This is a genomic window from Chitinophaga sp. LS1 (assembly GCF_034274695.1).
Classification (GTDB): domain Bacteria; phylum Bacteroidota; class Bacteroidia; order Chitinophagales; family Chitinophagaceae; genus Chitinophaga.
Genome location: NZ_CP128362.1, coordinates 8,122,909 through 8,144,937, shown reverse-complemented (window position 1 = coordinate 8,144,937; position 22,029 = coordinate 8,122,909). Strand labels below are relative to the sequence as shown.

Genomic DNA, 22,029 nt, shown 5'->3' with positions numbered 1-22,029 from the left:
TGGCTTTATTTTGATGCAGGCATAATAGCCATATTCCCCTCCTAACAACCACATTCATAACGCTTTCATTATATTACCCATCAGAAGATTCAGCTTATACACAGGTTAGTAGTGTGGTATTTGCAGCTGGTCAGACGGTGGCTAATATTTGCGTAGGGGAGGAGATTGTGGTGAGTGCTATAAAGCCGGGTGGGTTATCCTGTAATAATTCAACAGTAGATTTTTCATGTAGTGTGGATGCTGTAAAGAGCAATTTTAGATTGACATATACAAGAGGAGGAAATAATGGGTCCGATTGGGATGTGAAGGTGGTTTACCTGGGTCGGGACATTCCTGCTGGAAATACTATTAAGGTACGTGTTGTATCTGTATTTGATTGTAGTGTTGGGGAAAGTTGGAACAGTCTTACATTTAGCAGCTTCACCAGAGATACAACCTTCTCGCTGGAAGGCATAGGCACCTGTACTATTACAGCAGACTCACTGGTAGTGATGGGATGTACCTATCCTGAAACGACCACCACACCAACTACCAGTACTTGTGATACCGCCTATCAATATAAAATATCCAGGATCACCAACATATCCTACAGTACGGCTGGTATCACAACGGATACAGCAACCCTTGCAGCATCAGTAGCGAGTGCGCTGGCTGCTAATATTACGGCAAATTGTGAGGCGCAGGCAGATAAATGGATGACAGAATTAGACTCTTGTTTATACGGTCGTTCAGATTATACGTCCATCCGTACGTCGTTGCGTGCAAAATTGATAGAGATCTGTGAATTAGGGGGCGATGCAGACCATCAGTCCGGAGCAAGTACTACTCCTTCAGGAAAGTCAACCGCCGAAGGATACACCTCATTTAAAGATGCTATAAAAGGTATGCTGAGCTTGTCTGCTTTAAACATGATCTGCAATCCATGGCTGTTGGAGTCACCTTATCCATATGATGTGCATATGCAGGCGGCATCGACTACAATTGAAAAATCAAGTATAGATATTTGTAGTAAATTATCGGTGTTAGCAAGTGAATATCACGCCTCCGGTTCAACAATTGGTTTATACCAATACCTGGTAAATAAATATGGTGATGCGATGACGCTGTCATCATCAGAATTGACCATTTTACAAAATAGCTGTAATAACTGTCGCTATTTACTGGCGAGCGAGCTGACTTTGCCGGTATTCATGGACCCTGCCTCTACAGGTGCCATAACGGCTACGCAGTTCAATACAGGATGGAGTGCGATGCAAACAGAAATAGGTAGCTGGCTGGATAGTACGAGTGTGAATTATGAGACGGTAGTTGCCACCTATTTGAATCAGTTGTGGGGTTTTACACTTTCATATGGGGATTACAAGGATTACCTTGACTCACTGGCGGCAGGCTCCACCAAAATGTTGTGCAATACTCCCGTATATGCTACAGTGACTGTAGAACCCTATAGTTGTTCAAAGCTGATGATAGATGCAGCTGTGACGGCAGGCACTGTGTTGTATAATCAATATATAGAGGAAGTAAAACGCTTGTTCAGGAAGGAATACATCGCATATTGCGGTGCAGCCCAGCCAGCTTTGCAAATGACGACGAATGAGCAGTTGTATCATTTCACTTTATATTATTACGATCAGGCAGGCAATCTGGTAAGAACAGTACCACCGGAAGGGGTACATCTTATGGCAGCTAGTCTGCAGGCGCAGGTAGACAGCGCAAGAAATCACGCCGGTACCAATTGTACATTTGATGGTGCAGGTTTTAATACAAGTAAGGACTCTGCATTATTAGCATTAACGAGTGCATTCTCTTCCACAGGTGGTCGTGCACTTGAGCTGTGGATGTATGATTCTACGGCCAGTGGTGGGCAGTTCCTGGCTTCCAGCAGCGGGCAGCAGTATTTAGTAAATATCTGTCTGAATGGACAGAATATGCATATGGACCTGTATACAATGAAGGGTACAGCAGATAGTGTGATACTGACATTGTCAAAGCATACAGTTGCAAATATGGCTGCTGTTTTGCCACTGAGACCCTGGACGCACGTGGTGGTGCAGGGTGCATCCTTAAACGCGGATAACCTCGCGGTGTATATCAATGGTAAGCTTTGTCCGGCAGTTACATCTGATACTGCTAAAGGCGGTTGTGGATGGACGCTTGCTGTAGGAGCTTATCCTGAGAACTTAACTTATGTAAAACAGATCAGGTATTACAGTCGTCTCTTATCGGCAGATGAAATAGCTGCAAATGCAACAGAGGCATGTATGTCATTGGCATCAGATTATTATGCGGCGTTGAATACGTCTTTACTTTACAGGGGGCGGTTTAATGTGCCAGCAGCAGGTTCTACTACTACTACAGGAGCCGGTAGTACAGCGGAGACCCAATATACACCGATGTATCCGGGGCATACATTGTTGACATCCTATGCTTATCAAGGGTTGAATGGTGTAAGTGGGCAGCATTCACCGGATGGAGGATTGAGTAAGTTCTGGTATGATAAATTAGGAAGAGTAGTGGTATCGCAGAATGCGCAGCAGGCTGCAAATGGGAAGTATAGTTATACGCTCTATGATGCGCAAAGCAGGATATTGGAAGTTGGAGAGAAAACAGGTGGAAGTAGCCCGGGAACGGATAGATTCCTGGATAGTACGAGTGTGGCTTCTTTCCAGGCAGGGGGTACGAATACACAAATTACACGTACTTATTATGATTCTGCATATAGTGGATTTGCGTATACACAGGAAAATCTGCGTAAGCGGGTATCAGCCGTGAGTTATAAGGATGCGGTTACTGACACCGTGCAGCAGGTCACTTATTACAGTTATGACCAGATAGGAAATGTGAAAACATTGTGGCAGCAGATGTTGGGGCTGGAGATGAAGCAGATAGAGTATAAGTATGACCTGGTAAGTGGAAAGGTGAATAAGGTGAGGTATAATTACCAGGATGATAGGAACGATCAATTCTGGTATGCGTATGATTATGATGCGGATAATAGGGTAATCAAATCTGCAACAGGGGTCAATACTGTCTCTTCAGATGGTTGGGATATTGAGAATCCAAGAACAGATGCGGGGTATCGTTATTATTACCATGGCCCGTTGGCACGTATGGAATTGGGGCATGATCAGCTGGTGCAGGGAGTAGACTATGCTTATACCTTGCAGGGATGGTTGAAGCAGGTGAATAGTCAGTTTTTATCTCCTGCGGCAGATATGGGAGGAGATGGTGTAGCCAATAAGGCTCGGTCGGTAGTAGCACCAGATCTTTATGGATATTCCTTGGATTACTATAAAGGAGATTATAAGCCGATAGCTGGTGCTTTGGCATTAGGCTGGACAGATGGTAGTACTTTAGAAATAGGGAGAAACCTGTATAATGGTAATATTAGCCGTAGTACGATGGCATTGAGCCAGTTCAACAATACAGTGGGATATTCTTACCGTTATGACCAGTTAAACAGGTTAAAATCCATGCGTCAGCATAGTTTGTCTTCTAGTACACCTTCATGGAGTAGCAGTACAGCAGGAGATGCTTATAGGGAAGATGTCACTTATGATGCAAACGGGAATATTCTTACTTATTTCAGGAATGGTAGTGGCGCGAATGGGAAAGGAGTGGGAATGGATAACCTGACATATGGTTATAGTAAAGATGCGAATGGTTATTTGTTGAATAATAAGTTGTTGCAGGTAAATGATGCGGTGACTAGTTCAGAATATACGGAAGATCTTAAGAATCAGGGAAGTAATAATTATTCGTATGATAGTATAGGTAATCTGGTGAAGGAAGTACAGGCGGGGATTACGAAGGTTGAATGGACGGTTTATGGAAAGATAAAAAGTATTACTTTAGGTGATACAAGTTCTTTGGAATATAGGTATGATGCGGGAGGAAATAGAGTGTATAAAGGATATACGCATAATGGGGTTATTAATAAGACGTGGTATGTGAGGGATGCTCAGGGGAATACTTTGTCTGTGTATGGTACAAAGGGTGGAGGTGATCAGGTTTATTGGCAGGAGCAGGATTTGTATGGAAGTAGTCGGTTAGGAATTTGGGAACCAGGGATGTTGGTGGCTACAGATAGTTCGGGTTCAATATGGGATCAGGCTGATAGGAAGAGGTATGAGTTGAGTAATCATTTGGGGAATGTGTTGGTAACGCTTGGAGATTATCTTGAAGGAGATAATAAGGCGGTGGTGTATAGTGCTCAGGATTATTATCCGTTTGGAATGTTGCAGGTTGATAGGAGGTATAGCTTGAATGAATATCGTTATGGGTTTAATGGTAAGGAGAATGATAATGAGGTGAAGGGAGATGGGAATGAACAGGATTATGGGATGAGAGTGTATGATCCGAGATTGGGGAAGTTTCTGAGTGTGGATCCGTTGACTAAGGAATATCTGTGGTATTCTCCTTACCATTTTGCGGGAACAGCCCAATAGCTAATTCAAATGAGAGTCCCTGTCAGCGTCCCCGGAAAGAGAGGACGAAAAAGTGTTTATGCACGACCAAACAGAGAATCTATATCAATCCGGAAATACATGTCCGGACTGAAAAAGAAAGATTGGACCTGGATGAAGGTACGTCATCAAAGCAAAGGGAAGAAGCTTTTTGCCTGGTTCCATTGTAGAGAGATTTATATATTCAATCCGTTAACAGAGAAACGTCAGCTACTGCAATTATTAATTAGAAAGGATATTGACGGCACCATTAAATATAGTCTGTGCTACAAACCTGGAGCATCAATGAAAGAGTTAGCTTATATGCAGTGTAAGCGGTTCTTTATAGAAAAATCATTTAGAGAAGGTAAAAAGGAATTAGGTCTAAATGAGTATCAAACCCGAAGCGCTCAAAGCTGGCATAAGCACATGGCTATGATTATGTTAGGACAACTGTTTATGAACACTCAAAAGCTTCTTTGTTACCACGAAAAGGTGTGGGTAACAACACAAGATATTATCTTGTTGATAAGATCAGTTCTCAAATTGACATTGAGATCAATCCGAAATATCATCGATTATATTCTTGCTAAACAGCCACCAGATTATAGAAAACTAAAGAAATTATTATTTATTCGAATCTGATCAAATCAAGTTAGTTTGAATTTATTTTTAACTATCTGATAATCAGTAATTTTAAGTTGTCGCGATATTCACTTCCAAACAACACATTCATTTGCCCATTTCCGTTATCGAACACTTATTTAAAATACACCACTTTATAAACACCTGAATCCCAACAATTCCCACAATAAAAAAGGGCGAAAAATTACTTTAAAATGTAATTTTTCGCCCTGTGTGCGGAAGAGGAGATTCGAACTCCCAAGCCCTTTCAGGCACTACCACCTCAAAGTAGCGCGTCTACCAATTTCGCCACCTCCGCAGCTTTGAAGGAGTGCAAATTTAAATTCTTTTTTAAAACCAACAAATTTAATTGAAACTTTTTCTGCAGAACCCGCCATTTTTATTTCCTCAACCAAATCCTAAACGTCGTCCCCTTACCAATTTCTGACCATTTCACCGTCAATCTCCCCTTATGATACTCATCTATTATCCGCTTAGCCAGTGACAACCCCAACCCCCAGCCACGCTTCTTTGTACTAAATCCCGGCTTAAACACCTTTTCAAAATTAGCCTTCGGAATCCCCTTCCCGGTATCCGTAATATCAATAATAATATGCGCCGGGTGACTCTCAATAAATATATCAATACTACCCTTACCCTCCATCGCATCCAGCGCATTCTTCAACAAATTCTCTATCACCCAGTCAAATAACGACGGCGAAATCATCGCCGGCATCTCATTTTCCTGCGTATGCATGTTAAACACCACCTTTTGCGGCGCCCTCTTTTTAATATACTGCATCATATTACTCACCTGGTGGATCACATCCCGCTCTTCCAGCTGCGGCACACTACCGATCTTGGAAAATCGCTCAGTGATTAGTTTCAGGCGGTTCACATCTTTCGTCAGCTCTGTTGCCATCAGCTCATTCCCATCCGTTTCCTTAAGCAATTCTATCCACGCTTCTATAGAAGAGAGGGGAGTACCCAGCTGGTGTGCCGTTTCTTTTGCCATCCCTACCCATACAAGGTTCTGAACGGCGCGGTTAGAAGAGGAGAGGGCGATCAGCATGATACTCACAAAGAGGGCCACCACCATCAGTTGTATATATGGATAGTAGCGAACCTGTTTGAGGATCAGGGAGTCTCCATAATAAATGTAGTTATAAAGATTACTCCGGGTATCGATCTCCATAATAAATGGACGGTGTTGCTTCCTGAATGTAGTCAGTTCATCTTCAATATATTGCGGATCATGCGCCATACGAACCGTGTCGAGATTGCGGGAGTCGATGATATGGCCTTCCCGGTCAGTGATGATCACAGGAATAGTCGTATTGTTGGTAATGATTTCCGCAGCCAGGTTTAGGTTCGCCTCATCAGGAGCCTGTAACAACTCTCTGTTAGCCGCCACCCATGTAGCCACCTTACGGGTTTCTTCATCTTCGATCTTGCGTGCCAGGCTGCTTACATACCAGATCGTACCCACGATGATGAGTACGGCCGCAGTAACCAGCAGGAATTTCCAGCCTATGAACTGTTTGAACATATGAGGATCGAATTTAAGGAATACCCCTTATACACTAACGTATTTTTCGCATATTTGCAACGCTAAATATATTACTCACGTATAATACAGTATCTTTTGTCTGGAATACCATCGGTAGCAGTTGTCATCCTGAATTGGAACGGACGTAAGTTTCTGGAAGATTTTCTGCCTTCCGTATGCAGGTCAACTTATGAGAACCTGCAGTTATACGTAGCAGACAATGCTTCCACGGATGATAGCGTGAAATTTGTACGCGAGCATTTCCCGGCAGTTAAAATTATTCAGAATAGTACTAATAATGGATTTGCCGGGGGATATAACGAAGCCTTGCAACATGTGCATGCTGATATTTATGTATTGCTGAACCAGGATGTGGAAGTGGAGCCGGGTTGGATTGAACCTGTAGTCGCATTAATGAGAAGGGACCATCATATTGCAGCCTGTCAGCCGAAGCTGAGGGCTTATTATAATAAGCCGGAGTTTGAGTATGCAGGTGCTGCGGGCGGCTGGATGGATATTTTGGGATATACTTTTTGCCGTGGACGTATCCTGTATACAACCGAAACGGACGAAGGGCAGTACGACGACGAACAGGATATTTTCTGGGCTACGGGTGCTGCATTGTTTATCCGGTCTTCCTGTTATCATGAGGTTGGAGGGTTTGATGCGGATTTTTTTGCACATATGGAAGAGGTGGATTTATGCTGGCGATTGAAACGGGCCGGGTACCGGATCTGCTATTGTCCTCAATCTATTGTATATCACGTAGGTGGAGGTAGCCTCCCACAGGGAAATCCCAGGAAGGTGTACCTGAATTTCAGGAATAACCTGATGATGTTGTGGAAGAACCTGCATCCGCATGATAGATGGATCGTGCTCTTCCAGCGGTTTTTTCTGGATGTGCTGGCAGCGGTGAAGAGCCTGGTAGCAGGAAAACCCAAAGATATGACGGCCATTTACAGAGCTTATGTGGATTATCTCCGCTGGCGCAGGAAGTATACAGGAGAGAAACATCCCCTGCCACAGAAGAAGCTGCTGGGTATGACAGGAGTGTTTCATGGGATCATGATCTGGAGGTATTATTTCCTGAACAGGAAGACTTTCAGAACTTTGGAAAAAGAGTAAATTAATTGTAAAAATTTACTTTGATTTTCATTTGACATGATGTAAGTTTGCAATGCGAAATAATTAGATATGGAAAATAATACTGTTGAAAACAAGAATGACTTTACCAATAACTGGGTGTCGTCTTCCAGATTTTTATTTTATGTAAGCATTTTCTGCTTTTTGTCTTTTGTTCTGGGAGGTTGCTACCAATTGTACAAACACCGTTATCCTGGTAAGCCTGAGGTAAATGTTCCAGAAAACACGCTTTATAATCCTAAATACAAATAAGGATTCTATCATATTGAAAGAGCCTTTCGGTCCCATACCGGAAGGCTCTTTTTTATTTAAATAAAAACCCGCATTCGCCTACGGCAAATGCGGGTTTTTTATGAGCAGCCCGGTCTACGGCCGGCTAATAGAATGCATTAAAAACAAAAAAGCCTGATAAGTTATCTTATCAGGCTTTTAATCTCTGAGCGGAAGACCGGGCTCGAACCGGCCACCCCGACCTTGGCAAGGTCGTGCTCTACCAAATGAGCTACTTCCGCTTGTATTTTTAAGAGCTTTTTTCCTTTTTCGCAGCACCATGGCTGCGATTGGGATTGCAAATGTACGAATTGTTTTTAATCCTCCAAATATTTTTAAAAATTATTTCTTCAACTCACTCGGCGCCACCCCAAACTTCTTCCTGAACACCGCACTGAAATGCTGTGGTGACGAGTATCCCAGCTCATATGCAATATCTCCTACCGACTTATTCCCTTCCTCTAAAAAACTCCTGGCCATGCCTAAACGATAATCCGCCAAATACCCAAATACCGTCGTATTAAATTCCTCCTTAAACTTCTTCTTCAACTTAAACTCATTGATCCCCACTATCCTCGACAACTCCGACAAACTCGGCGGCATTTCAATATTATTGATCAGGTACTCCCGCGCATAATGAATCCGCTCCACATCATCCCGCTTATACTGCTGCCGCTCCCTAAACTGAAAAGCCTGGTGCCACGCATCCGCCTGCAATACCAGCAACTCAATACTTTTAGACAACAAAAACAGCTTCTTCAAATGCCCCGTGAAATTACACTGTATAATATCCTGTATGACCCGCTGTATCGTCGCATTTGCAGGCAATGACTGTATACCCATCACCACCGGTCCTCCGGCCATTAATCGGTCTGCAAATCGCTTCATCGTATCATTACTACCCTCCGTCAATTGCAAAAATGCCTCCCTGCTAAATTCAATACTTAGATTCTCCGCATCCAGCGATTTATTCTCAAACGTATTCATGTACCCATTCGCATAAATGATATTATGCTGCTGGTCCTGCACATCATAACATGTTCCTTCCTGCCTGATAAGCGTATGCCCCTTTAAATATTACAGGCTGACCCACCTGCCAGTCAGTCACCAGATCACTGTTGTACATATATTGTTTTACATAACCTGGTTCCGTGAGTAGGGTCCATACCTTTTCGGGGGAGGCGTCCAATGTAAGTGTGTTTGAAATAATCTTTTCCATACCCGCAAATGTAACGCAAACCAAAACCTGACATTTATATTAAACGGAGTATTAATACTTATATAAAAAGGTGAAATATTGTTGTATAATTGACAATTAATTTTTCTATCTTAGCCATCGTTCCACGTCTTCGCAATTACGCTAATGAAAATTGTATATGAAAAAGAATCTCACTTTCCTGTTGCTTTTGGTGATCATGCAGGTTACAAAGGCACAAACCACAGCGAGCCTCACGGTATCTGGTAAATCCGATCACCAGATCAGCCGTCACATCTATGGTCACTTTTCTGAGCACCTCGGCCATTGTATTTATGATGGTTTCTGGGTTGACTCTTCACTGAACGTACCTAAAAAAGACCGCATCCGCCTCGATGTCGTTGAGGCGCTCAAAAAGATCCACATTCCGAACCTCCGCTGGCCCGGTGGCTGCTTTGCAGATGAATACCACTGGCGTGACGGTATCGGTAAAAGATCCGATCGTCCTAAAATGGTAAATACCAACTGGGGCGGTGTCACTGAAGACAACTCCTTCGGTACCCACGAATTCATGGACCTCTGCGAACTGCTGCACACAGAGCCTTACATCTCTGCGAATGTAGGTAGCGGTACTGTTGAAGAAATGTCTAAATGGGTAGAGTACTTCAACTTCGACGGTGTAAGCCCAATGAGCAAGCTCCGTGCTGAAAACGGTCACCCTGCCCCCTGGAAAGTCGGTTTCTGGGGTGTAGGCAACGAAAGCTGGGGTTGCGGTGGTAACATGACCCCCGAATTCTATGCCGGCCAATTCCGTCGCTATGCTACTTATGCCCGCGACTATCCGGGTGCAAAACTGAAAAGAATGGCCAGCGGCGCCAGCGACTTTGACTACCACTGGACGGAGGTTTGTATGAGAGATATTCCGCTGCACATGATGTGGGGACTGTCCTTACACTATTACACCCTGCCTGGCGACTGGGGCCACAAAGGTTCTGCTACCAGCTTCGACGAAAAAGAGTACTTTACCACAATGCGGAAATGCCTGGTCATGGACACGCTCGTGACCAAACACTCCGCTGTCATGGATAAATACGATCCTAAAAAGAGAGTAGCCCTGGCTGTTGACGAATGGGGTATCTGGACAGATGTGGAACCAGGCACAAACCCCGGTTTCCTCTATCAGCAAAATAGCCTCAGAGACGCCCTGATCGCCGCCTCTACACTCAATATCTTTAACAACCACAGCGACCGTGTAAGATTAGCCAACCTGGCGCAGACTGTAAACGTATTACAGGCCCTGATCCTGACCGACAAGGAAAAAATGCTGCTGACTCCTACTTACTATGTATTTGACCTGTTCCAGGTACACATGGACGCCGCTTACCTGCCTATTCAGCTGAATAGCCCATTATATACCAATGGCAACGAAAGCATCCCTGCGGTAAATGCCTCTGCATCCAAAGATTCTACCGGAGCAGTGCATATCTCTTTCGTCAACCTGGATCCATCCAAAAAGATCACTGTAAAAGCAAGTCTGCAGGATGTACAATGGAAGACCGCAACCGGTCAGGTACTTACCTCTGGTAAATATACCGACATCAATACCTTCGAAAAGCCAGACAAGGTGAAGATCGCTACTTTCAATGGTGCGAAGAAACAAGGGAATGACCTTGTTGTAGAACTGCCAGCTACTTCTGTCGTAGTAGTCACCTTAAAATAAGGGAACCTTAAAAATAGTCGCCTTGTAATAAGTAACCTTAAAACAAGCCGTCTTAAAATAAGTCGCCTTGCAATAAGTAATCTTAAAACAAGCCGCCTTAAAATAAGTCGCCTTGCAATAAGTAACCTTAAAACAAGCCGTCTTAAAATAAGTCGCCTTGTAATAAGTAACCTTAAAACAAGCCGTCTTAAAATAAGTCGCCTTGCAATAAGTAATCTTAAAAACAAGTCGCCTCGTAATAAGTAATCCTAAAGCAAGGCAACTTCATAATAAGTAATCTTAACCTAATCAACCTTAAATAAGTACCTTTTAAATAATTGCAGTTCTTTAACAATCCAATGCCCCGGAGCACCCCTCCGGGGCATTATTATTGCAGCAGTATTTGCGTCAAAAACAAATGCTTATGAAGATATTGTTAGTAACCACAACCCACCATCAGCCAGGTAACACAGGTCTATGGCTTGATACACTGGCAGCCCCTTACTATGCATTTATCGAAACCGGCGCAGAAGTTCAGGTCGCTTCACCCAAAGGTGGCCGGGTTACCTTAGATCCAACCGCAGAGCAACACCAACAGTTATTGGCTGATCAGGACGTCGTCTACTGGCTGGCTAACTCGCTCAGGTTGTCTGAGGTGAGTGCCGAGGATTTTGATTCCATCTTTATTGCAGGTGGGAGAGGAGCAATGTGGGACCTGGTAGATAATAAGGAACTGAATGGTTTATTGCAGGATTTCAACAAGGCGCATAAGCCCATCGCGGCTGTGGCACACGGGGTGGCAGGGTTGTGTTGTTCAAAAGATAAGAGTGGAATGAGCTTACTCGCAGGGAAGAATATTACGGCAATTTCAAATGATGAAGAAAAAGGAGAAGTCCCTTTCCCTTTGGAAACAAGATTGAAAGAAATCGGCGCCGTATTCTATAAAGGAGAAAAGGTCGTGACGGATGAAAATATTATCACAGGCCGGAATGCAGCCGCGGCTGTAGAAACGGCGGAAGCAGTGATAGAGCAATTAGAAAGTAATTATTATGTGCATTTTAAAATATAGCCAATGATTGCGAAGCAATTACTGGCTGCAGAATTACAAAGGGTCGGTGCACTGCACCGACCCTTTGTAATATTTAGAATACATAAACTTCTATTTTTAAAATACATACACTTCATCACAACACACCGAAGCCTTCTTCGTAGGCGGCGCTCCCCGCCACCCCGGCACCGCAGCCTGACACTGCCCAGTCACTCTCACATACCGGGCATGCACTGCTGACAATCCAAACTTAAACGTATTAATACTCGTTGTATAATCCTCTTCTGCAGGAAAAGCACTCTTCTGCGTACCCGCAGGTGTAAAATGCACACCATCCACAGATGTCTCCACGGTAATCGTAGCAGGAGTAAATATATAATGCCTTGGATCATTCAGGAAATTCATCTGTACTGTATTCACCGTCTTTTCTCCCCCTAAATCTATCGTCGCCACCAGATCTTTTCCATAAATAAACAACCAGTTAATACTAAAATCTTTCGTACCCAATAACCCATCCGTCAGCGTCCTTTCTCTCTTTGCCGGATATTCATCCGATGGCGGATTCACCAATGTCACTTTCGCACCAAACGCCAGACTATTCACCCACTTCTTCGAAAAAATACTATCCCATTCCTGCTGATACGCATCCGGCGAAGCACCTCCCTCTGATATCTCCTTTACACCCGCCACCTTACACTGCGCCACAAATTTCTTCACCCGCTCAGGCCAGCGTGGATTCACCACATACCCATTTCCGGAAGCCTGTAAATACCCATACTTATCCGTTCCAAAGAAACGTGACTGCTGCAGCACACAATATTCCAGCCCCAATCTTGCATTATATACTCTCTTTAAATATGGATCTTCTACCGCTGCCTCTGCTTTATCCAAAATGGTAGAATATTTATCAATAGCCTCCGGCGATAAATAGTTCTTTGCACTTGCCACAGGATTTCCATAAATATCCAACTGCGCCTTAGACTCACTTAACGTCTGCACATATTCCAACATAGCCGCACCCGCTTTACCATAATACCCGTTAAAAAAATCCTTCGTAACCGCCGCTGCATCCACCGAAGGATCCCACAGTAATTGAGCCTGCAAATAAGCATTATAAGCCCCCATATCCCCATACGTATCTCCACTTCCCTGTGAGAACACCCCACGCACTTTATGCGCAGTCATGTATTGTAAGTTCGGCTGTAAATTATTGTAATCAGGAAATGGCGCCAGGTAATTCGTAAACTGCGTTGTATAATCCCATACAAAGAGATTATCTGTCAATGCCCCCCAGCTTTCAAGGTTCTTCCTGAAATCCGCTGCAGAAGGAATCGTGCTCAATGGCTCCTGCCTGTAAGCATCAATGCTACTCAGCATAATATACACATTAGCAGCTGGCTTCGTCTTTAATGGCGCCTTTGCGGTATAGGTATACGCCAGTGTCGTAAAATGCTGATCCGGAAATTGAGCAGCTACTCTGTTAATAAACCGGATCAATGTTCCAGCGGCACTCCCTTCTTCCTTATTCACCTTACTACACTGATCACAGGTACAAAATCCCCCTCCATCTTCTGCCGCAATCGACCAATACAAAGCATCCGGGTTATCAGCAATCGCATGCCGTAAATAATCCACCGTTATTTTAAACACCCCCTCATTACTCAGACACAACTGCGTAGCCTGTCTCTTCCCATCTACCAATGCATAGTATTCCGGATGTGCAGAAAAATAAGTCTTTGGTGGCACAATCTTAAAGAATGAATGCCCCCATACCCCCCACAGATCTTCAAATCTATGCAGCTTATGCCATTCCAGGTATTCATTGTCAAACGCAGCGGGGTAATACGTCTCCCTGTACACCAGTGTCGGTTCCTCCTTATCCATCAACTGCTGCGGCACGCTAACATCTTTTGATGCTGGTATAAAAGCCGGCCCCTCCGCATATTTCCGTGCGCCAAAGTATTTCTCTATTAATGTATACACTCCATACACCACACCTTTTCCTGTACCGCCTTTGATATATACATTCTTCGCATCAGACGCAATTATAAATCCTTCTCCTTTTAATTTACCAAAAGAAACCCCTTGCTCCGTATTCCCCACAAAGATCGCCGCCTGATTCTTCTGGTAACTGTTCTCTTTTACAATAGCCAATGTCACCCCCGATATCCGCTTCACGTAATCCTGCAATACGGACCCTGCATGCGTTTCATTCTTTGTCGGTTCTACGGGTAACACTATCACATGCTTCTTCAGATCTATCCGGGAAACCGTAGACTGACATGAAAAAAGGGTCAATGCTAATAACAATGAGTGCATCATTCTGAACATGAAAATTTAAAATTAGACTGAAAAAAAACTCCCTCTGTATCAGGGAGGGAGTCAGTATATTTAAAACTTACGTTGTAAAGTTATATAAAGATCATATTGGTTCTGGAAGTCCGTATCAGTAATCTTCTGATTGATCCAGGTGGCATTAAGTCCAACTGTAGTCCGGTATTTGAATGTCTTCATATAACCGGCGCCCACACTTCGTGTCAATAACCCGGCCAGTTTCGGGAACTGCACCAACCGGCTCTTATCATCCGGCGATGTACCCAACCCTGCCACAAACATGAGATAATCCTGGTTGCGGTTCATATAATACCTGCTCGTCAGGTTAAAGGAGGTATAGAAGTTAGGCGAGTCGCTGATAAAGTACGCCCTGAAGTTTACCCAGAAATCCTTCCATGTTTTAGCCACAGAAGCGAGCCCTGATATACTGTTGATACTATCTCCTTTTAAATAGCGCAGCCCCAGTTCCCCTTCTATATTATGCCTGAAGGTTTTGAACAGGGAGTACCCCAGTCTGAGCTGTGGAAACACAATCCCATTGGAGTAGTTCACCAGACCATAAGAATACATCTTAGGCGTATGGTTATAATAGATCTCCGCTTCACCCATCAGCCCCGTACCCTGTGTACGACCTGCATAGTTCAGCCTGGCAGCCCAGGAACCGCGCGGTATATAGTGACGGTATTCCAGTGTTGCAATGTTGTATTTCGTATCAGAATAATCATAATTGGTATGCAGGTAATACATGCCAAACTGATTCTTCAGCGTTTTACTCTTCAGGTAGTCTGCATAATCCACATTCACCGGGTTATTCTTCAACAATACTACAGAATCCGCAGCTGCGGCTGCCGCCACCCATTCCTTTTTATTCTCAAGGGTCACAGCACGCTTTTGTACAAAAGCATCATTATTAGGATAGTACCTGATCCCTTCATTTGCATATACCAGTGCACTATCATATTGTTGTTTACCATTCAGCAGATTAATGCTATACAATAAACCCAATGAATCACGTCTGTTCACTGCCAGTACCTGTTTGAATACTGCCAGTGCGCTATCCGGCTGACTGTTCCGCTGATAGGATGTGCCGAGTGACAATAAACCTTCTGTATAGGCATTCCGGTATTTCACGGTAAATGGATAACGCTGCATCAGCTGATAGGTGATGTCATTCGATTCATTATACCTGTGTAAACTGGTTAATACACCTGCTTTCTTCAGTAAAAGATCTTTATTATCAGGATAATATTTCAATCCCTGATCAGCATAGAGCAATGCGCTGTCTGGTTGCCCTACCGCAGTTTCCATATTGATGAGGTAGTTAATAGCATCAGGGTTGTTCGGCTGTTCTGCCAGTACTGCCCTGAATTGCCCTGCTGCCATATCATACTCTTCTGATTGCATCAGGATACGACCCGCTGTAAGACGTAAATCCACAAGGTTCGCCTGATAGCGTTCATCACCCGGATTACGTTCCAGCAGTTGGGATGCAATCGCTGCCGCTTCATCATATTGTCCCATGTCCGCCAGTACACTGCTCTTCTTTATGAGGAAGCGGGTATTATTTGGATATGTTTGTAGTGCTTTATCTAACACCTGCAACGCACGTACGTTATCCTTCTGGATGATGTACGTATTTGCAGTCATGTCCAGCGCAGCGGTATCTTTAGGATCTGCCTGTAACGCTTTGTTGAATTCAGACAATGCCAGGTCGTACTGCTGCTGTGACTGATAATCCCTGCCACTGGCTATTTTCAGGGCAGTATACCTGCTTTTCAGATCCGCATTCCCCGGATTGCTCTGACGCAGTTTTTCTGCCAGCGCAGCGGCTTCAGTGAATTTCCGGTCGCTTTCCAGTACATCCATTTTCAGTGCCAGCAGGCGCTGATCATTCGGGCTATTTTTCAACCCACGGTTTATCCATGCCAGCGCCTCGCGATATGCACCACGAGACATGCTTAACCCAATTACTTTATCCAGTGCTTCACGGTTGCCGGGATTCTTTTCCAGCACACCTTCATACAATAAGTAAGGATCTGTATTGGCATACCACGCAGCAGCTTCCATACGTAATGGGGCATCTATACTACGTGCTTTACCATCGTTCGGGAATCTTTTCAGTATGATCTGTAAGTATGCCAGTGCGCCGGCATAGTCATGTGTATCCTGCAACAACCCCAGTTTACGCATCATCAGGTCATAAGAACCCGGATTCGTTGCCAGTTCTGCATTGATCCGTTCCATGGCGCTGGTATAGCTGCCACTACGGATATACATACTGGTGATTGCCTCTTTTGCTTCCCTGTTATTCGGATCTACCAGCAGTGCTCTTTCATAATTCTGCTGTGCCAGTGGCTGGTTACCTCTTACCTGGTAAAAGTGGCCTGCCTGCATATAGTGGCCGGTATAAGCACGGGTCACTACAGTATCGGAAGAATATTTTTCTAATAATGACGTCGCATAGATGCCGCCCTGGAAGAAGTTTTCACCGGCATCCAGTATCCCCAGCTTTTTCAGCATCAGGTCTCTGTCTGCAGGAAAGTGGTACAATCCTTCATCTACATAGCACTCTGCTTCATCATATTTCTTTGCGCCCAACTCAATATTGATCGCATACAGGTAGGCATCTCTGTACAACGGATCTTTGGTCAGTACTGCTTTTACATGCTTACGTGCTTGTTCTGTCTGACCAGTGAGCATATACAACCTGCCCAGCAGCAATTCCTGATCAGTGAACTCAGGCCTTTTTGCCAGCGCAGCCTTAGATAGCTCTATCGCTTTTGCATAATGTTGCGCTTTAGTTTCTTTCACCGCCTCATTATAGAGGTCGTCCGCATCCGGGCCTTTCTTAAATAATTGCGCTTCTACCTGTAAGGACAGGCATATCAGGATACCTGATAGTATATGTTTAAAAAGAGACATCATCTTACGTGTTTGCAGGTTTTTTCTTACCAAATCCCTGACGCTGCATATTTCCCCATGTGTGTTTCTTACCCGTAAGGAAGTTGAAATAACCTCGCAGGGCAAAGAATACGATGAGCGGATGGTATATGAAAGGTTCAATAAAAGCCATGAGTGCCAGCCCCAATACCTCTCTCCAGGTACGGTAGTATTGATAGGTCTTATGGTCCCATAATATTGCGAGTGTCGTGATCATCACAGAATAGAAGTACACGAACGCCAGCAGTATCAATGCATATTGCCAGTTGATCTGGTTGGTAATAATGAGGTAGATATAATAAATGATCCCTGTAAATTCGATAATGGGAGCAAGGAATTCGAAGAACAGGTTGTACGGTAATACGACCATCCCCAACTGTTTGTAACGGGGATTGAAGATGACCTTTCTGTGTATCGTGATGATCTCTGCCAGACCGCGACCCCAGCGGGTACGCTGACGGCTGAATACTTTCATGTTTGGAGGACCCTCCGTCCAGCATTGTGTTGTAGGAATGTAACGGATGGCGTACTTCAGATTATTGTCAATCATGTACGTACACATACGTGTAATGATATCCATATCTTCCGCAAATGATTTACTGTCGTAACCACCGGCTTTGATCGCGATTTCCTTGTCAAACAAACCCAGGCCACCAGATACGTTCGGCACACAGTTGATCACACTCCACCCCATTTTACCAAGTACATAAGCACGCAGGTACTCCATTTCCTGGAAACGTGGCAGCCACTTTTCCGGTGGACGTACACGGGTGATCACCCCTTCGTCAATTTCACAGCTGTTGGCAATACGGAGAGTAGCCCCTGTTGCAATTACACGGATACTGTCTTCTTTCACATGTACAAAACCACACTCAGGACAAGGCTCACCAATTTCTTTGATCTTATGGTGCTCTTCATCCATGAAAGGCTTGATCATGCGCATCAGGGTATCCTTCTCAATGATACAGTCCACGTCCGTACAGAGAAAGTAGTTGTAAGCAGCGGCATTGATACCCGCATTGGAAGCATCTGCTTTACTTTTACCATTTATCTTGTCGATCACTACAAGCTTGTCATAAGCCGTGTTGGTCGATTTAAACAGGCGCTTTACGGGTTTACAGTTGATGCGCGCATTGTAAGCAAAGTCTATTTCCACCAGCTCAAACTCATTGATCAGTTTCTGAAGCGTATCATCCGTACTGCCATCGTTCACGATGATCACCTCAAAGGTGGGATAGTTGAGCGTAAGCAGTGAGCGTACGTTCTGAATAATAGTCACCGCCTCATTGAAGGCCGGAGCTATAATAGAAATACCGGGTGCCAGCGGTGACTGCAGCATCTTGGTATAATCTACATAGCTGTTCTTACGTTGGAATTTCCGGATGCCTCTCAGGGAAAGGAATGCCAGCAACGCATACATAAACAGCATTGTACAACCATAAATGAACACAAAGCCTTCGTAAAAATTTCTTATCAGTTCCACAGGCGTATTTATTTAGCTGTAGCTGCTGTAGCAGCTGGTTTAGGTGTTTGCTGAAATCCGCGTCGCTGCATGTTGCCCCAGGCACTTTTCTTCCCTGTCAGGAAATACCAATATCCACGAAGGGCAAAAATCACGATCAGCGGATGATAGAGGAAGAATTCCATGAATGGTGTGGTACACAGAAAAGCGACTTCCTTCCACGTCCGGTAATATTTAAACGATAGCTGATCCCATAGGATAGCTATGGTTGTGATCATTACCGAATACGTATATACAAATAATAGTAATATCAGTGCCGTAGGCCAGTTGATGAGGCCGAAGATGGTCATTACAATATAGTAGATGATACCAGTGAACTCAATGATTGGCGCCAGCAGCTCAAAGAAGAAGTTGTACGGGAAAATGATCATCCCCATTCTGCCATACTTTGGATTAAAGAACATCCCGAAGTGGGCATACATCAGCTGTGCAAGACCTCTGGCCCAGCGGGTACGCTGGCGGTTAAAGATCTTAACGGTCACAGGTGCTTCTGTCCAGCAGAGAGTCTTTGGTATATAGCGGATAGCGTAGTCAATCTTGTTGTCATGTGCATAGCGGCACATACGTGTCATCAGCTCCATGTCTTCCCCAAAGGAACTATGGTCATATCCCCCGCTGCGTATCGCGATTTCCTTATCAAAAAGGCCGAGACCACCTGATACATTCGGAACGCAGTTGAGCAGGGTCCACCCCATTTTACCTAACACGAATGCACGAATATATTCCACTTCCTGGAAGCGGGGGAGGAGCTGTCGCGGAGGCCGCATACGGGTCATCACACCCTGGTCGAACTCACAGGAGTTCGCAATACGGAGGGTAGCACCTGTTGCGATTACCCGTTTTTTCTCTTCCTGCATCACCGGTTTGATCAGTTCCAGCAGGGTGTTTTTATCCAGAATACAATCCACGTCTGTACATACAAAGTGAGGATAACTAGCGGCATTGATACCTGCATTCACAGCATCGGCCTTACTTTTACCATTCACTTTGTCTATCACCATCAGTTTGGCGTAGGCAGGATTCGACGATTTAAAGATCTTGCGTACCGGCTTGGTCTGGATCTTGGCATTGTAGGCGAAGTCAACTTCCACCAGCTCAAACTCATCGATCATTTGTTGCAGACTGTCATCCGTACTACCATCATTGACAATGATAATCTCATATCGGGGGTAGTTCATCGTGAGCAGTGAGCGTACATTAAATATAATGGTAAGACCTTCATTGAAGGCAGGTGCCAGCACAGTAATGCCAGGGGCTAATGGAGAGCTGAGCAATGTATTCAGCTGATCCGCATTGTCCCTCTTGGCATATGCACGTACGGATATCATTGAGAAGATAGCCAGCAAGGCGTATGTTACCAGCAGTATTGAACCATAAATGAAAACGCTATTCTCATATATTCGTCCGAGAGTTTCCCAGATATTATCCATTCACAACTAGAATTTTATTAACGGGTTCATGCTATGTTTCAGGATCAGCTTGTTTTCTGACGTAGCAGTATCAATCAGCTCCTGTATCAGTCCTTTGGCTGCCCATTTATTATTAATGAGAGATTTGGCCGCATGTTTACGAACTTCGAAATCGGTGGCGTGCAGGAATTCCTGACGCAGAAAATCTACATACTTTCCACTACTGATCCTACCGAATGCCTTCAGTATTTCCAGCCGGCAATTGAGGGGCTGGCTGTTATACATGTGTACCAGTTTCTCTTCCACATCTTCAATCTTCATCTTACCCAGGCAGTTAATGGCATCGGCACGAACATAGTGATCTTTGGTATCCAGCAGTTTGATTACAGCAGGTACGGCACTTAACTGATTATAGTGCACCACCAGCTTCAGACAGAAAGATACAATCGATTTATTGGAAGAATAAGTGATCCATTGTGCAAAATTGGGAATAGCGATGTGCTCAGTTGTAGAGATGATCTTAAAGAGCTCTACCTGGTCCCAGAGCAGCAGCGGCTCTGTCACCACATCAAAGAACTTGAACGGCTCGTTTTTACTCAGCTTGATATAAGCATGACGCGCAGCGGCACGAAGCTCACGGTTATTACTGTTCGTAAGCGGAAGGATGCTTACGTCAGCAATAGACATGTTCATGTTGCTCAGCTCTGCCAGCGCCTGCACCTTTCTTTCCCATTTAGGGGATTTCATTTTCTTCAGGGAATCCTTGTCCAGATCCAGCTGAATGTACAGGTTACGCAATTGTTCCCCCATCGCCCCTCTTACATTATTTCTATAATGGATGAGACGGTCAATGAGCGCCTGACGGGCCCATTTCTTTTCAAATATGGGTTGTTGAAAGCTTTCAAGAGGAAGTTGTACATGGTCGGCAGGCACGTCGCTGGCCAGCTCTTCATTCAGGAGGATGTGCTCCATGAGCTGGTCATCGATGATCGGGTGCAGGTTCTTCAACCTTTCTGACTGGCGGTAGGCTTTGTACCTGCCGACCAGTATAGAGAGGTACGCAAAGAACGTACACACAATGGCAACAACAATAAAAGTGGATGCAATCTGTATACTCAGGGGAGCATACCTGAATTCGTAAAAGCTAAATTCCATAAGGATTGGTCAATTGGTCATCAGTCACATAGAATATCCAACGGTAATTACCGGCTATATTGCATCAGCAGCCTTTTTACCCTGATCAATAACTCTCCGGGTATCACCGGCTTTTTCAGAAAATCGTCAGCTCCCAGTTTGAAGCCTTCGAGGATGATATCTTCGTTCCCTGCATTAGAAACAATAATCACGGGAATTGGTTTACCCTCTTTACGGTTTTTTACTTTACTGAGTATTTCGAAACCATTGGCATATGGCATCATAATATCAGTAATGATAAGATCAAAGTCGTAGTTGGTATCCTCCAGCTTCTGGAAGGCTTCCTTGCCATTCGTCACATGTTCAATCTTGTATTCTTCTTTGTGCAGGATCCTTTCTACAATCTTCGGCATCACTTCATCATCTTCAATAAGCAGAATTTTACTACTCATATATTGGCTTTTATTTTTGATGAATGGCGGTACGGGATGTACAACCGTATGTTTTTAGTGTATGATAAAAAATTGTTCACGTTTTTGTTGAAGTGAAGGCGATTTTGCATGGTCTACTAATGGCTTACCCATATATACTCGAAATCACCCCTAAAGGTTTTCACCTTTTTGCAAACGATTCGTTAATTTTTTAACATTATAAATTATTTAAAATTATTCGGGGCGGTAAATGTTCTGTTTACGATTTTATGCACTCGAATATAGC

At 44.2% G+C, this 22,029-nt stretch carries 14 protein-coding genes and 2 tRNA genes; 5 read left to right on the top strand and 11 right to left on the bottom strand.

Annotated features, from left to right (window positions below; all coding sequences use genetic code 11):
* The first annotated feature begins 113 nt into the window (after nucleotides 1-113).
* On the top strand, nucleotides 114-4,448 hold the full coding sequence (locus QQL36_RS33355; protein ID WP_321568228.1) for a hypothetical protein: 4,335 nt from the start codon (nucleotides 114-116) through the stop codon (nucleotides 4,446-4,448).
* A gap of 99 nt (nucleotides 4,449-4,547) precedes the next feature.
* Nucleotides 4,548-5,090: a hypothetical protein gene (locus QQL36_RS33350; RefSeq protein ID WP_321568227.1), complete on the top strand. Its 543-nt coding sequence runs from the start codon at nucleotides 4,548-4,550 to the stop codon at nucleotides 5,088-5,090.
* A gap of 214 nt (nucleotides 5,091-5,304) precedes the next feature.
* Here QQL36_RS33350 and QQL36_RS33345 read toward each other — a convergent pair.
* Nucleotides 5,305-5,388 (bottom strand) — tRNA-Leu (locus QQL36_RS33345).
* Between the two features lie 81 nt (nucleotides 5,389-5,469).
* On the bottom strand, nucleotides 5,470-6,618 hold the full coding sequence (locus tag QQL36_RS33340; RefSeq protein ID WP_083722141.1) for a sensor histidine kinase: 1,149 nt from the start codon (nucleotides 6,616-6,618) through the stop codon (nucleotides 5,470-5,472).
* 96 nt (nucleotides 6,619-6,714) lie between these two features.
* Here QQL36_RS33340 and QQL36_RS33335 point away from each other — a divergent pair, with 96 nt between their 5' ends.
* Nucleotides 6,715-7,743 (top strand): glycosyltransferase family 2 protein, encoded by a 1,029-nt coding sequence (locus tag QQL36_RS33335; RefSeq protein WP_321568226.1) that lies wholly within the window; start codon nucleotides 6,715-6,717, stop codon nucleotides 7,741-7,743.
* A 457-nt stretch (nucleotides 7,744-8,200) separates the two neighbouring features.
* Here the strand turns inward: QQL36_RS33335 and QQL36_RS33330 are convergent.
* From QQL36_RS33330 to QQL36_RS33320, 3 genes are all read right to left on the bottom strand, one after another.
* Nucleotides 8,201-8,273: transfer RNA gene (locus QQL36_RS33330), tRNA-Gly, on the bottom strand.
* Nucleotides 8,274-8,373: 100 nt separating this feature from the next.
* Entirely contained in the window at nucleotides 8,374-9,060 is a 687-nt protein-coding gene (locus QQL36_RS33325; protein WP_321568225.1) for an AraC family transcriptional regulator, read from the bottom strand.
* Between the two features lies 1 nt (nucleotide 9,061).
* Nucleotides 9,062-9,250, bottom strand: a complete 189-nt coding sequence (locus QQL36_RS33320) for an SRPBCC domain-containing protein (protein ID WP_083722137.1) — start codon at nucleotides 9,248-9,250, stop codon at nucleotides 9,062-9,064.
* A gap of 157 nt (nucleotides 9,251-9,407) precedes the next feature.
* Between QQL36_RS33320 and QQL36_RS33315 the strand changes: the two genes are divergently transcribed.
* Together QQL36_RS33315 and QQL36_RS33310 are read left to right on the top strand one after the other, a co-directional pair.
* Nucleotides 9,408-10,946: an alpha-N-arabinofuranosidase gene (locus QQL36_RS33315; protein WP_321568224.1), complete on the top strand. Its 1,539-nt coding sequence runs from the start codon at nucleotides 9,408-9,410 to the stop codon at nucleotides 10,944-10,946.
* 403 nt (nucleotides 10,947-11,349) lie between these two features.
* Nucleotides 11,350-11,994: a type 1 glutamine amidotransferase domain-containing protein gene (locus tag QQL36_RS33310; protein ID WP_179091050.1), complete on the top strand. Its 645-nt coding sequence runs from the start codon at nucleotides 11,350-11,352 to the stop codon at nucleotides 11,992-11,994.
* Nucleotides 11,995-12,090: 96 nt separating this feature from the next.
* Here QQL36_RS33310 and QQL36_RS33305 read toward each other — a convergent pair whose 3' ends face one another.
* The 6 genes from QQL36_RS33305 to QQL36_RS33280 all read right to left on the bottom strand — a co-directional run bounded on the left by QQL36_RS33305 (nucleotide 12,091) and on the right by QQL36_RS33280 (nucleotide 21,764).
* A complete protein-coding gene (locus tag QQL36_RS33305) occupies nucleotides 12,091-14,295 on the bottom strand; it encodes a DUF4838 domain-containing protein (RefSeq protein ID WP_321568223.1) in 2,205 nt (734 codons plus the stop codon).
* Between the two features lie 69 nt (nucleotides 14,296-14,364).
* Entirely contained in the window at nucleotides 14,365-17,232 is a 2,868-nt protein-coding gene (locus QQL36_RS33300) for a tetratricopeptide repeat protein (protein ID WP_321568222.1), read from the bottom strand.
* A gap of 1 nt (nucleotide 17,233) precedes the next feature.
* Nucleotides 17,234-18,730 carry a glycosyltransferase gene (locus tag QQL36_RS33295; protein WP_321568221.1) on the bottom strand — a complete coding sequence of 499 codons (1,497 nt, stop codon included), beginning with the start codon at nucleotides 18,728-18,730 and terminating at the stop codon, nucleotides 17,234-17,236.
* Between the two features lie 8 nt (nucleotides 18,731-18,738).
* Nucleotides 18,739-20,199 (bottom strand): glycosyltransferase, encoded by a 1,461-nt coding sequence (locus QQL36_RS33290; RefSeq protein ID WP_321568220.1) that lies wholly within the window; start codon nucleotides 20,197-20,199, stop codon nucleotides 18,739-18,741.
* 6 nt (nucleotides 20,200-20,205) lie between these two features.
* Nucleotides 20,206-21,333 carry a HEAT repeat domain-containing protein gene (locus QQL36_RS33285; RefSeq protein WP_321568219.1) on the bottom strand — a complete coding sequence of 376 codons (1,128 nt, stop codon included), beginning with the start codon at nucleotides 21,331-21,333 and terminating at the stop codon, nucleotides 20,206-20,208.
* 47 nt (nucleotides 21,334-21,380) lie between these two features.
* The gene (locus QQL36_RS33280) at nucleotides 21,381-21,764 is read right to left on the bottom strand and encodes a response regulator transcription factor (protein WP_321568218.1); all 384 of its coding nucleotides are present in this window, start codon (nucleotides 21,762-21,764) and stop codon (nucleotides 21,381-21,383) included.
* Between the last annotated feature and the right edge of the window lie 265 nt (nucleotides 21,765-22,029).